Raw genomic sequence first — 14,321 nt, 5'->3', positions numbered from 1 at the left:
ATACTCAATTTTTGGCATAAAAAAAAGACATGTGTTTCTTGTCGCTTGTCTACTATAACATAGGCAATTTGTTGCGTCAATACATTTTTATCCATAATAGGTAATATTTAGCATTGTAATATCATCAAACTGAAGGGCACCGTCTTCAAACCGATCAATCTCCTGCTTTACGAAAGTGATCAGCTCTTCCGGGTTCTCATTTTCACGTTTGTTGAGGACTTCCAAAATCCTGTCTTTGCCAAAAAACTCTTCTTTGGAATTCTGCGCCTCGGGAACACCGTCGGTATACAGAAACAGCTTATCTCCCTTGTTGAGAGTGAAGGTATAATCCTCGTACTTAAGCCCTCCGAAGGCACCGATCACCACCCCGTGAGGATCTGTGAAAAGTTCGTATCTGCCGTCCTTACCGGAAACATAAGGATACTCGTGTCCGGCATTTGCAGCAATAACTTCACCGGTACTTAAGGTAAGGATTCCAAGCCATACGGTGACAAACATTTCATTAATATTGTCCTCGCAGATAGCGTCATTTACAAAGCTGAGTATCTCGGAAGGCTTTCCGCCCTGAAGCGTCCTGTTCTTAAGCAGGGTCTTGGAATTCATCATGAAAAGAGCTGCCGGCACACCCTTACCGGATACATCGGCAATCACCATGCAAAGATGGTCTTCATCTATCATAAAGAAGTCATAGAAATCTCCTCCCACTTCCTTGGCGGGAGTCATAAGAGCATAGATATCAAATCTTGTTTCATCGGCAAAATCATCAAAATTGGAAGGAAGGGCTGACAGCTGTATGCTCTTTGCCAGTTCCAGCTCCGCTGCCATTCTCTCTTCTTTGGCTGCGGATTCTCTGATCTTCTTCATGGCATTGGACACATCGTCTTCCATCTCCACCATGGTATCCCAAAGTTCCTCAATCTCATCATTGGTGCTGATATTGAGATCCTGAAAGACCTTTGTATTTGCCCCCTCACCGTTTTTATCAAGGGCAGTGTACTGCCTTGCAGCCTGAGCCAGGGAATTTATCGGATTGATAAGCCTCTTGTTGGCTTCTGTGTTAGCTCTGAATGCAAGGAAAAGAATCAGCACAAGCATTATGGGAATATAGATGGAAAGGAACAGAAGGATCTGTTTTACGAAAGCGTTGATGCTGATGGTTATGGATATATATCCTATAAGATTTCCTTCAGTATCGTAGATACCTTCGTAATTGGTAGCTTCGAAACCGTTGGCCTTACCATAGGTAACGTGCATATACCAGTCAGAACGCATGATCTTGTTAATGGTATCCAGGGAATCAATGGTACCGACTTTATTGTTGATATACTGCCCGGGAAGATAGGCCTTTTCTCCCACGTTTCCGTCCAGGACAAATACCAGGCTTTCTTTATCCTCATCAAAAAAAGTAAAGGTGATATTACCGATTTTTGTTGCTTCACGGCATTTGACAAGTATCTCTCTTGCAGCAAGAAAATCGTCATCTATGATAGGTATAAGGTAGCTTTTAAACTCATCGGAAAACCTGTCCGCTTTAATATCGTCGGGGACTGAATAATATACCTCTTTTACCTCTTTATATATCTGTTCCACGTACTCCTGTCCGATAAGAGAGTACGCGTAGTCCCCCTCATGAAGCATCTCTCTTTTATAGTTCTGGAGAGTAGGGAAAATAAACAGAACACCTTCAACTACCGCAGTCATAATAATGAAAACTAGCGCGCCAAAGAGGATGGCGTTTCTCGCCACCCTCTTAAGTGATTTCCTCTTAGTTGTTGTCTTACTTCTTTGCGGATCCATAGATTGTTCCGTTTCCTGTATCTTTCTCATCGTCGCTGTAACCTAAATCAAGTTTGATGCCGCCTGTAGTCTTCTTAAGTTCTTCGTCCTTAACTGCTACCTTACCTGCATCCTCAACCTTATTGATTGTTGTCTCCTTAATGTTCTTCTCGTCCTTCATTTTATTGTCCTCCTGCTGATTTTATTATACTACTTAACGCTGATGCAATAAGTATGTTTTCATCTCTTCTTTGCTTATATATACGAAAGAAGTATAACCTGTGGCAGAAAAAATGAAGTTTTTTAAAATTATGTCTCATTCATCCAGTTTCATCTTGGATTTTCTACGAAGAGGTGCCTCCTTGTTCTTTCTGACTAAGGGATCACCCTCCAGATTCACATCTTCCTTCAACCTGTTAAAGGAGTTTGTAACTCTCTTCATCTTCTTCTTGTCGGTTTCCTTAATTTCAACTTCTATAGGAGGCTCATGCTCAAGATCATCCTCATCATCAAGCCTTTCCTCTCTCAGGACAGGGCCGTATTCTCCAAGACCAAGAAGCATGTTGCCGGCCATTTCGTTTCTGACTGTAAGAGCAGAAAGCTCTCCAAGGTGGACAATCAGAGTCTTCCTTGCGGCAGTTTCCTTTTTTTCAAAAAAGCTTGCTGCTGAAGCGTTACCGTTTTTGCCCTCCAAAAGAGCTGCCACCTTAAGCTGCTCGTTTCCTTCAAGGAGGTTGATATCAAGAACTCCGTCCCTGGCAGCCGCCTTAAGTCTCCTTGTGCGGATCATCTCCATGTGATCGGAAAGAGCCTTAAATCTGGCGTTATCCACGATTTCATTGTTCTTTAAAGTCAGAAGCTCCTGGGCACTTTTCCCTGCTTTCATCAGGGCATCAAAGGTGCTGTTGGCAATTCCTTTCTGAGTCTTAAGCCTTGCCAGGGCATATCTTCTTGCCCGCAGCTTTGAGAATTCTTCAGCAAGTTCAGCCCTGTCCTTTAGCGACAGTGCGCTGTAACCGTCTTTACTCAGCTTGTCGTAGAGATTTTTGGTGGTCTCCTGAACCTCAAGGATCGTATTCTCATACAGTGCGATCGCTTCGTTTCCGGACAGTGCCTGTTCAAAAGCCGCCCTCACCTCATCGAGGGATTTATTCATCAGATCAACCTTGTCCAGAGTCAGAAGATCGAACTGCTTTGAAGCATCCTGAGAATTCAAAAGAGCTCTCAATACTCCGATATTGGGATCCTGTGCAAACTTCTCAAACAGTGCATTTCTTACATCCGCAAAGGTCCTTGTGCGCATGGAAAGAACAAAAATGTCTCTCTCCACAACATTTTCGACATTATCGTTATTGTTATTACCGTTTGCTCTGTTTTTGCGCTTCTTTTCAGCCTCCTGGTATCTCTGCTGACGAAGTACCTGATTTCCGTTGGGGTCAAGCTCCCCTTCTCCGGCAAGATGTTTCAGGGCATTGATAACACCTGCAGCCCTGTCCATAAGATCAAGCTGCTGCTGGCGTCTCTTATCCAGATATTTGGTGACTCTGCCTTTCATCTCAGGGCGAAGAAGAAGGTCTGCCTTTCTTCTCTCTTCGATATCGGCCGCATCGGAAAGTTCTTTATCTATATCACTTATTGCCAGAGCTATCTTGTTGCCGCTCTCGCACAGCTGGTCAAACAGCGCCTTGTTACCGTCTCCCTCTACCTTGCTTCTGCTGTTCTTATTGAGGGCATTTATGCTTCCCGCAATGTTATAACTGTCCTTAAAGACCTTTTTCTGAGGCTTGTCAGGATCGGGATCATCCTTGGAGATAAGCTTCTTGGACTGATTGTCCCAGTATTCATCAGCTCCTGTGATCTGCTCGGTTTTTGCATTCTTCTTAATACCGGTAAGAAGGGCCTTTGTCTGGCCGCCGGTCTTTCTTATGTGAGCATTATCCAGATTCTCCAGGTCAATAAGTGACCCGTCATTCTTAAAATTCACTCCGTAATGCTCGAAGGCATATCTCATGTCCTTATCAATGGATTTATATACGTACTTTGCAACCTCAAGGTTATCTCTCGGAACAAGTTCCTTATCCTTGGACATCTTCAAAAAAGCTCTGGTGATCTCATCTTCGCTGCCCTTCTTTTCAAAAAGCATTGCCACAGCCTTATACTTGTCCTTGAGAAGTTTCAGCTCATCTATCTTCTGCGGAACTGCATGCTCAGAAAGAAGATTCTCAGGGATGGAGCCAAAGGAGTACAGAGCATCCAAAGCTGCATCCTTTATGGCCTCCACCGGATTTGCCATAGCTTTTTTTATAAAGGCTGTAAAGGCTTCGATGGAAGCTCGTGTCATCTGGACGTTTCCTGTCAGCTCATCACCGCCGGATATCACAAGAGGCGGCGCAAGAGAGAGTATCTCTTTTTCATACTTTGTAAAAAGAGGATCAACCGCAGCACCCTGCTTTGCGTCTTCCATGATGGCTTTTTGGGAAAGCTCTATATACCCAAGCCTGATGGTACTTTTCATGATGTCGAAGGCATAGGTACCGGGCTTCTCTGACAGTTTGAGCCCGTAAATAGGTTCCTGATGGTTGGCCTGATTAAGGTAATTAAGCTTATTGTTCCAAAGATTCTCAAAGCCTGTAGCCAGTTTTCTTCTTCTGTAACGGTCCTTATAGCCAAGATTCTGGTTATGGATAACAGCCTCTTCGGGGCGCACATAGTTGGAGGGGGTTATCTGCTGCCCCTCTGATTTGTGACCCCATTTCTCCGTATAGTCCCGGTAAAACTGTTGCTGAAGATCCACTTCGCTTTGAATGAAGCTGTCCTCATAGTCAACTCTGCCTTCCGCAAAGTCAGAACTGATACGCTGATTTCTGTCCTGTATAAGAACATTGTCCTTAAAAACGGAGGCCTGTCTTCTTTTTTGTTCTTCAAAACGAGGTATCATAATGCCCCTCCTAAATAGTTGACAGATTCAGTGTTGCTCTGACCTCATGGCTTCCTCTTATACCGAGAGTTCCCTCAAGAAGCCTTGATACATGGCCTTCCGGAAAATATCCGGTCATGATGACTTTGTCATCGATCTCTTTCCGGATGACACGGCACAGACCGCTCAAAAGATACAGCGGCGCCTTCAGGGTTGTGGTCCCCACAAAAAACAAAGTAAGATCCAACGATCCCGGTTCCGGGAATCTTTTTATATCCTCAGTGGCGGGTATAACTGAAATGCTGGGGCTCTGAACAATAAGTGCGCCCCTGGGCTGCTCGGATTCAAGATATACCATGCTGTAGGGAAGGATATCTCCTCTTCCCGGCAGATTAAAATCATAAAAAGAAAAGCTTTTATCGATCATCTTAAAAAGCCTTTCTTTCTTATCTTCCGGCAGATATTTCATGCGGATTATGCCCCTTGGATCATAGGAGGCAACCGCACACTTTTTTATGTCCTCAGCTTTGAATCTGAAAAAGGAAAGATCCATTCTGTCTTCCGTAAAGCCAAAACGCCTGGACATATGGGTAAGGACCTCATATTCTCCGGGAATATAGTCCATGGCAACTTTCCCGTAGCCGCTGTCTCTAAGCTCCAGGAATAATGTCATGAGCATCTGATCCATTACCCCGCTCCCCCTTAGATAAGGGGCAATGTAAAGGTAACGGATCTGAGCCGTATCCGCCCTGTCCTCTGTTATAATGCACCCGACGGCTTCATCTGACTCACTTATTCCGTAGAAGTGAAAGCCCTCATGCAAAATGGACTCTTTTTTAAGAACATCCGGAATAAGTAAGTCGAAAGCCTGTAGATTACCGGGTAATATCTCTTCTAAGTAAGCCATTAAAATGTATCCCCTGAATCATCTTTTCTCTGAAGCTGCGGCAGGAACAGTATGAGAAGGCATGCAACTGCACTTAAGATCGCTATGAAGAACAGCCATGCGCGAACACTGCCCCTGAAGGCAAATATATCGGTAAGTCTAAGCCTTACTGCATCATTGGACTGAACAAGAGTGCCATCCGTTACTTCTGTAACGGGTGTATCAGCTGATGCCAGAAGCTTATCAGCAGTAATGACAACTGTGTACTCCGATGCATGGGTCATGGGGAATCTTGCATAGCCAAGATCATCAACTGTAGTGTTTCCCTCAACTGTCGCTGTCCTTGCATTCGCATCGTAGTGATAAAGAGTTGCATACTTTCCGCTGTTTGATGCTCCCACCGGAACAATGATGGTAGCTGTAAATCCAAAGTCTCCCTCATGATTGATTGAGAACTCCACATGAGGATATGAGCCGGAAAGCTGATTTATTACGCTGGAAGGAATAGCCTTGCTTCCGAGTTTTACGCCAAGATCTATATTTGTTGCCGGAGCATTTGCAACATCGGAGGAAGTGATCTCCCACTTCACACCTTCAGCCATACGAAGCCTTGTGGTAACATCCCTTTCCTTCATGGCGGAGATGAGTTCTCCCGATACATCGGTGGTACCGCTCATCTCTACTTCAAGCTGTGCTCCTTTATCGGCAACCTTAACTTCGTGAGAGATCCTGTTCCAGCCGGAAGTCTCTATCTCGCCGATCTTGACATTGCCTGTAGCTTCAGCGATATACGGATCTCTGTTTATTGTGGTGCCCGCGATCCTTTCAGCCGTAGTCTCTTTTGCCGGAGTCTTGGAAGGAATATTGCCGGGAGTCTTGGATGAAGGGCCGGAACCTGCTATTCCGTTAGGTGCGGGAGCAAGTCCGCTTCTGCCTGCGCCTGAACCCGAACCGCCGCCGGAGCCTGAACCTGAGCCTGCTGCTTTGGATGCAGCTGTAAGTTCATCGGTTCCCTTGAGCTCCTGCTGCTTGACATTGCTTATATTGCCCGCTCTGTCAACGGCTGCAAAGTAGAGCATGTAGCTCTTGTTGGCTTCAAGATCCTTAACTTCGTAAGTAGCATTAGCCTCTTTTCCGTCAGTATTGCTTACTTCTATGAAGCCTCCCATATCCATCATGTAGTTCTTGTCGGGAGGTGTCATATTATCGGATGTCTTTTCCCTGACAACTATCTTGAATCTGTTGATTCCGGAGAGGTCGTCAGTTCCCGCAAAGGCAACCTGGGCTCCTGAAGTGCCTGTTCTTACGGCCTTGTTGCTTGTGAGCTTGGGTGCTACTGTGTCGTATACGACAGCGCCTGTGGAGAGGTAAGTGTAATTGCCTGCTCCGTCGGTTATCCTTGCGTATACGTAATTCTTCTTTTCCTTGAGTGTGGTCTCCGGACGTGAGCTGTCGGAGTAGGTTCTCCAGCTTGAGCTCCTGTCTCTTATACCGGCTTCCACCTCGGCTGTGGAAGAATAATAAGTGTCACCGATGTAGTATTCAATCTTCTCGACTTCCATGCCCTCACTGCTTGCTGTTATGGCAACTTTCTGAGGTTTGTTGACATACATAACACTGGTGTCGGAAGTCTGGAATGTCTTGCTGGAATAATCTCCGATCTTTATCTCTCCAGTTGCCTTTGCTGTTGAGCAGGCAAGCTTTCCGGAGGAGACAAATGTGCTGTTTCCGGCCTTGTCGTAGATAATCGCGTAGATATAGTTCTTTTTATTCTCTACGAGAGTGGGCTTGCTTCCATCGCTGTAGGTCTTCCACTGAGTGGACTCAGGTGTCGGAGGAACAGCAGCCTTAAGGGCAGCTACGTCCTCATAATAGGTGTCGGTAATAAGGTACCTGATGTAATCCACACCTGAGAGGGCGTCCTCACCTGTAATCGTGATCGACTCAGCGCTGTCAAAGGACTTTGCAAGATCATCCGAGGATACAAAAGAGCTGCTGGTGTAGTCGCCAACCTTGATCTTGCCGGTGGCGGGAGTTTTGTCGATGTTGATCTCAAGATTCTTAATATCTGTATTATCAGCTGTAGAGCTGGATGTCCTTGGTCTTAACGTTACAGATACAAGATTCTCCCCTTCATCTTTTACAAGATAGCTGGTTTTAAACTGTGTACTTCCATATTCCGCAATGTCATAGTTATCTGCTGTAATGCTTACGTCTGAATTAAACCAGGGTTCTCTGTCGAACTTGCCGTTAAACTTGAGAATAGGATTGTCATAAATATTTATTCCTGTTACTTCAACCTCTGTAGGCGTTTCGCTATCAGCCTGAGATTCATGAAGCAGATGCAGTTTAAATGACTGATTCATTGCTATTGTAGTTCTGGTGTATTTACCGCCTACTATACCTTCTGTAGTTGTTGAACCGTCATTCTCTTCTACATTGACAATCCTATAACCATTGGCGCTTAATTCCACAGATTTAACATAATAATCTGATTTGGTGGGCTTTCCGTTATATAGAATTTCAGGTGCTGCGACCGTAAGTCCGGTGATGGTTTGCTTGATGATGTGTCCTCCGGTCGAAGAGTTTCGTATGTAAACCGCCACTGTCTGATTTTCGCCGACTGTATCATAGTCAATGGATTCCCCAAAATCAGCTGCAATGAGACTAATGGAATATCCTGCATCCTGAACCTTTATGTTTACCTGATTCAGATATACGGAATCCTCGGTCTTCTCGCGATTATTAAAAAGAAGGACCTTCTGTGGTACAACTACTCCGATTTTTCTTTCTCCTATGTAGCCGCCTGAAGCCTTACCCTTCACGGTAACCAAATAAGTTGTACCGTCTTCAGATATGTTTGCAGGTTCTGTAATATCAGGATTTATAAGCGCATAATGAGTATCGAGAACAAGGTCCTCCTGTGTTGTGCCATCTACATATTTAAGAGATATGGCAGGACTGTAATCTGTAGATAAAATCTTTGTATAATCTATGCAATCCTCACCTGAAGCAGCGGATGAATATTTGTATTCAGGTGCAATAGTCACCTGAACCTTTTCATCACTGATATCAATACCCACCTTCAATTTAACTGAAGTTTCAATTTCTCTTCCTATGTTGTTTCCGCCCTTCACCTTAAGGTACAGGCTCTTGTTATCACTTTCCTGTGCATCAGTAATATGGAGCGAAGCATCATAAGTGTTCCCATCTTCGCTTATGTCATAGTTGTTACTTTCATAAGCTCTGATATATACTCCTCTCTCATATCTTTCCTGATTATCTCCCCAGGTTGTTCCGTTTTCGCTGAACTGAAGAGTAGGTTCCTCTACATATACAGGAATTTCCTTTGTTCCGGTATAGCTTCCTTTTCCTGTAAGAGTAATGTGGTAAGTTTCTTTTGCCTTAAGATTGTCTGAGGGCAGATCATTACTTACGGTATAGTCTTCACCGGCAGTAAGCTCATATGTTTGTCCACCCAAAGCCGCGCTGACCGTAATGGGATCGTTAAAGCTGCTTTCCTTTGAATTGATATAATTTATGGTTGTCCCGTCATCAGAGGTTATATTCTGTTTAAAGGGTCCATATGTCATGAAGGAAGATGTAAGCGGCACCGGAGAAATATTAACCGTAATCGTCCTCTTGTAGGCATTAGTAGTGCCTGATTTTCTCATATAGAAAGTAGCATTGTTATTACCAATATCGCTAAGTTCTACGGTACCCGCTTCACTGCTTCCGTTTGGTGCAGGAACTCCCGGAAACATCTCATAGCCACTTGGCGCAGATACTTCGGTCCGGATGTACATCACACCATCCTCCTCAGGACCTGTATATACCATATTTGGAATATCACTGTAAGGTACGTCAATACCGACAGTTATTGATCCGGAAAAATTACCTGTTCCATGGTAAGTCAGTGAATAGGATTTGCCTGCTTCCGGATAATCATTGCTGCTCCAGAGGCTGCTGCCTATTGTATAGTCAGTATCCGGTACAAGTGGAATACTGTTAAAAAACATGCTCAGAGGATCGCGGAAGACTTCATCCGCAACAAAAGAGTTTACATAATCAATGCTGTACTGTTCACTGCCGGCAGTCAGACCTGTTTTCAGATTCTTTATTACACTGTCCTCGGCTATGGAAGCTTTGCCGATGGTAACCGTGTAAGTCGTGCTTACATCAAGCTCCCCATGAACCGATGAATCCTCAACCTGCCAGTAACCCAGTTTTGTACTAAGTGTCAGATTATATGTATCTGCATCCTTTCCATACGCAGCATGAGTATTATATCCGGCACTTGCTCCATCGATTGTCATCGGAAGTAGTGCCAAATACTGATACCCGTCCTCCACTACAGGTGTCTTGGCCAGATAGAACTCATTGTCAAAGGTCATCAGTTCCTGATTCCCTCCGTTATAGGTCAAAGCACCTGCAGAAGGTACGATTGCATAAAAATGTTCAAACATCGCCTTAAGGTCATTCGGATTAACAGTCGGTGCATCGCCCACCAGCGCCCGAAGGATCTTCGGGGCGCAGTAGATACACTTGCCGTTTTCATCAAATTCGCAAGCTTCGCTTTCGTCATCTATAACTTCTTCGCCGTTCTCGTAGTGGAACTTGGTGTGGCTTGTGCCATCTTCGTTTGGTCTGTAGTAATAAACGATTTCCTCAGCTTCTTCGTCGTCGCTTTCTTCTGAGGCGGGTTTCGTCTCACTGTAGCCGCAGCCCTCTGTAAGACAGGTGCGTTCAAGGGTGTTCTCGTCAATGCTCACCCAATCTGAGAAATTGTGATCTTCCCTTTCATAGGCATCACAGCCTTCGTAGGTGCAATATCTGTAATGACCGTCGCTCCTGTATTCCACATCTCCATAGATATGCTCGGTATGATAACTGCCCTGGTTTGGATCAGGGTCAGGGTCACCAGCAGGGTCAGGATCCGGATCGTCCGCAGGATCAGGATCCGGATCGGCTTCAGGATCAGGGTCACCGGTAGGATCAGGGTCGCCGGTAGGATCTGTTATTACAGGCGGATCATCCGCATATGCAAAAATGGATCCTATTCCCGTGGCCGTACTTAAAAGACACAGGATCAGCATCCCGATAAATACTCTCTTTGCACCCGCTTTAAGATTATTAAACTTTTTCCTCAGATTTACTTTCATAACGTTCCCCTCATAATCTTTCCGGAAAATGACCAATAAGCCGCCGGGTTCCCGGCAGCCTTAAATTTCAGTCCAAAAGTGTATATCCCTTCGTAAATATATCGGCATTTTCAACCTAAATCTTTATACGAATCTGCCGGTGAAAAAGGCAGATAAATCCTCACTTTTATGCAAGTCCGACTTCCTCGGCGTAGGGTTCGAAATCCGACTTGGTAAATACCTTTCCTACCTTAACAAACTCATACTTTATGGCGTTAAGATAATGCCTCATGCATACCTGACCGTTGGCGGTAGGATCTGCTGCCGCAAGGAAGGCTGCATTGAGGATACAGTTCTTGATATTACCACCGGCAAACTCAAACTTCTCAGCCAGGAATCTGATATCCACATCGTCTCCAAGAGGTGTATCCTTGGGGATCGTGGTCCTCCAGAGCATCTCTCTGGTGTCCACATTCGGGAACTGGAACTCTACGATGTATTTCATACGTCTGAAGAACGCAGGGTCAATGTTGTGCTTGTAGTTGGTGGCCAGAACGCACACGCCGTCGTAAGCTTCCATCTCCTGAAGCAAAAGAGCCGTCTTGTTGTTGGCGGAAGCCTGGTTGGAGCCGCCGTCATCGGAACGCTTTGCAAAGATGGTATCGCACTCGTCGAAGAACAGTACGACGTTACATTTTTTGGCCTCTCTGAATATCATTGAAAGGGATTTCTCGGTTTCACCCACGTACTTATCTACAACCTTGGAAATATCTACTCTGTACAGCTCAAGGTTAAGCTCATGTGCAATAACCTGGGCCATCATGGATTTACCGGTACCGGGAGCACCGAACAAAAGAACCGTAAGGCCGCGGCCGTAAGGGTACTTCCTGGTGTAGTTCCAAGACTCGTAGACCTGCTTTCTGTAGGTCATCTGCTCGATGGCATGGGTGATGGTCTCCCTCTGGTCATCGTTCATAACGATATCGTCAAAGCCGAACTTGGCCTCTACTCTTGTGGCCTTCTGGGACAGCTCGGAACTCATCTGGGCGTTACATCCCTTAAAGAGGCTGGCCCTGGATATCTTTTCCTCATTGTCCATGTTTGAGAGGGATTTAGCCTTTATCAGGGCATCATGGATCTTACCTGCGGTAAAGATGAACTTGGTGGACATCTCAAGAAGGTCCACGTCCTCCGCAAGATCAAAGCTCTTTGCAAAGTACTCCCAGCAGGTAAGTCTTTCACCGGTGTCGGGAGCGGGAAGCTCGAGGTCGGTAAACTGGCTCTTGGTGACCTCTCTGAAGTCGATAAAGAGCTTACTCATGGCAAATACCAGGATGTCTTTTTCCGTGAGCTTGGAGAAAGCCAGGTCCATGTATCCGAAGAACTTCTCCTTTTCCTCTTCCCTGAAGGTCAGCTCTGTAAGACAGCAACAGGCCTTGGCGAGGATACACTCTCTTGTAACGGACCAGAGAGCCCTCTCAACGAACTGGAAGTCGTAGTTGAATAGTTTTTTACAGTTGATGGTGATGGCCTTAAGGCCCTTCTCTTTGCAGAAGTGCTTAACAAAGAATCTTCTGCCGCTTCCATCATCGCCGTAGTAATAAAAGATCCTGACGCCGTCATTGTAGGAAATCCTCATGGCATCCAGCCTTCCCTGGTTTGCCATAACGGGATCCAGTTCCTTGTCATCCGTGAGCATGCTGATAAAGCGGCTGTAATTCTCATCAAGAAGCAGAGGATCACGGCCAAACAGGAAATCGATCATTCTCTTGTCAGGGGAAACAACTGTTGAAAAGGGCATGCTGCCCTGCACCTGCAAAGGAAGCACCGGAAGGAGCTGCTCAAGGCAGGCTGACATGTCGCCGTAGGCTCCGGTTATGGAATAGGCTGAACCGAAGAATACCTTTGCGGCTGACTCTATTGTGGGAGCCGAAAGGGCTCCGTTCTCGTTTATGATATGGAAAACGCCGGCATAGTCCGTCTGTGTTGAAGACAGGATTCCGCAGGCAAAACAAAACTTTGTAAAGGGTTCGAAATTAAGTCTCTTGCAGAGCTCATAGAAGGGGAGACTGATGCCGTTTTGAACGGTAGCCTCAGCCCTCGCGTCAATTATCTTAAGTCTCTCTATAACAGGGATCTTGGTGTCTTCTTCAATGACATCCCAGACTCTGGACTCTTCCACTACCTCTTCATCCACCGGATTGTCGGCGGCAAAGCTTCCAAGGAGCGCCATCAGGTCGTTGTCGATCTCATCATCATCATCGTCATCGCTGCTTGATGAACCTGAATCGCCGCTGCCAAACAGGGAGAACAGATCATCCTCATCATCTCCGCCTTTGCCGGAGTCACTGTTTTCCTCGGTCAAAAGAGCCGTGGCTGTCCCCGAAGTTTCTTCAGAAACCCCCAGTCTTTCCTTGTAGGAAGCGGACAGTCTGTTCTTACAGGCATCTCCCGCCAGCTCAATATCCGGATAAAGCACGTTTTTATAGCCTCCTTCGCCGTTGGCAAAGGTGACCTTCATCTTGGATATGTAGGCATCAAGACATCCGTTTACGCAGTCAAAGATATACTGCATGTACTCATTATAGCTCTTAAATGGCTTGTCCCTTGAACCGTCTTCGTAGCTTCCCATCTATGCACCTCATCACAGCCCGGATTTAAAAACAGCACCCTTGTCAAAGACACTTTTAGCAGTATTTATTCCTGTCTGTTTGGTTATGTCAAAGACACCGGTTGTGCTCTCGTTTATGAATTCCATGGGCTTTCTGATATCGTAAAGATATGTTTCTTCCTCCTCGTCATCATTTACGGGAGGATTCTTTCTTCTTTCTTCATCCCTTATGTTTTTCTTTGAAAGCTTATCGTCGAGGTAGTCTCTCATTACCCCTTCCTCCAAACAAAAAACTAACTGTTGAATGCAGCTGACAGCTCTTCTTCGGGCATCTCCACCTCTTCAACAAGGTTTTCGGGGAATTCCTCCGCTGTCATTTCGGTAATATCCAGATATTCCGTTGCACAGTATCCTCTGTAGCCGTCCTCGGATTCAATATAGCACCACTCATTACCGGGCTTTAGGATATAGCCTGCAGAGCCGATCCTAAGCTGATACTCTGCCTTCGATTCGGTGGTCGGCTGTCTTCTTACGTTAAGGACATGTATGGTGGTGGCAACCTTAAACTTGAAATAGCGAACGCCGGGTTCTTCAGTTTCTTCCTCTGCAGCCTGGGCGGTATCCTCCGCTTCCTGCTCCGTCTCTTTTGCCTCATCGGCATCTTGAGTAGCGGCGTCATCCTGAGTCTCGTCCAGAGTGATCTGGTCCTGGGGAATTTCAATTATCTCCACCTCAGGCTCCTCTTCCTTGACCACCACTTCAGCCTCAACCGGCTCCGCTTCAGCAACATCCTCATCCATTGCCAGCTCTTCGTCGGTAAGTGTAGCGGTTATGGTCTGGTCAAGAACAGCGGTCTTTGCTCCGATGGAATCCCTGGTCTTGTCGAGAGCCGAGCTCTTTCCGGCAAATCCCAGCATTGCGCCCACGGCAACAACAAAAAAGAATACGAATAAGAAGATGAATACCCTCTGATTTTTTTTCATGACTCCT

8 protein-coding genes are annotated in these 14,321 nt (G+C 45.7%); all 8 read right to left on the bottom strand.

All coding sequences use genetic code 11. The annotated features are described in order from the left end of the window. Positions 1-87 precede the first annotated feature (87 nt). Positions 88-1,797, bottom strand: a complete 1,710-nt coding sequence (locus T456_RS19180; protein WP_024865164.1) for a SpoIIE family protein phosphatase — start codon at positions 1,795-1,797, stop codon at positions 88-90. Next, positions 1,778-1,957: a hypothetical protein gene (locus tag T456_RS0104805; RefSeq protein WP_024865163.1), complete on the bottom strand. Its 180-nt coding sequence runs from the start codon at positions 1,955-1,957 to the stop codon at positions 1,778-1,780. The genes T456_RS19180 and T456_RS0104805 overlap by 20 nt, the downstream gene beginning before the upstream one ends. A 135-nt stretch (positions 1,958-2,092) precedes the next feature. Then, a complete protein-coding gene (locus tag T456_RS0104800; protein WP_024865162.1) occupies positions 2,093-4,714 on the bottom strand; it encodes a hypothetical protein in 2,622 nt (873 codons plus the stop codon). A 10-nt stretch (positions 4,715-4,724) separates the two neighbouring features. Next, entirely contained in the window at positions 4,725-5,600 is an 876-nt protein-coding gene (locus tag T456_RS0104795; RefSeq protein ID WP_024865161.1) for a GNAT family N-acetyltransferase, read from the bottom strand. Continuing rightward, positions 5,600-10,741 carry a hypothetical protein gene (locus T456_RS22330; RefSeq protein ID WP_024865160.1) on the bottom strand — a complete coding sequence of 1,714 codons (5,142 nt, stop codon included), beginning with the start codon at positions 10,739-10,741 and terminating at the stop codon, positions 5,600-5,602. The genes T456_RS0104795 and T456_RS22330 overlap by 1 nt, the downstream gene beginning before the upstream one ends. 166 nt (positions 10,742-10,907) lie before the next feature. After that, complete coding sequence (locus T456_RS0104785; RefSeq protein WP_024865159.1) at positions 10,908-13,352, bottom strand: ATP-binding protein; 2,445 nt, start codon at positions 13,350-13,352, stop codon at positions 10,908-10,910. 12 nt (positions 13,353-13,364) lie between these two features. Further along, the gene (locus tag T456_RS0104780; RefSeq protein ID WP_024865158.1) at positions 13,365-13,601 is read right to left on the bottom strand and encodes a hypothetical protein; all 237 of its coding nucleotides are present in this window, start codon (positions 13,599-13,601) and stop codon (positions 13,365-13,367) included. A gap of 23 nt (positions 13,602-13,624) precedes the next feature. Beyond that, positions 13,625-14,314, bottom strand: a complete 690-nt coding sequence (locus tag T456_RS0104775; protein WP_024865157.1) for an SH3 domain-containing protein — start codon at positions 14,312-14,314, stop codon at positions 13,625-13,627. Between the last annotated feature and the right edge of the window lie 7 nt (positions 14,315-14,321).

This window comes from Butyrivibrio sp. FCS014 (assembly GCF_000526935.1).
In the GTDB taxonomy this organism is placed as follows: Bacteria; Bacillota; Clostridia; order Lachnospirales; family Lachnospiraceae; genus Butyrivibrio.
The sequence above is the reverse complement of the archived record's forward strand: the minus strand, read 5'-3'. Positions and strand labels throughout refer to the sequence as shown.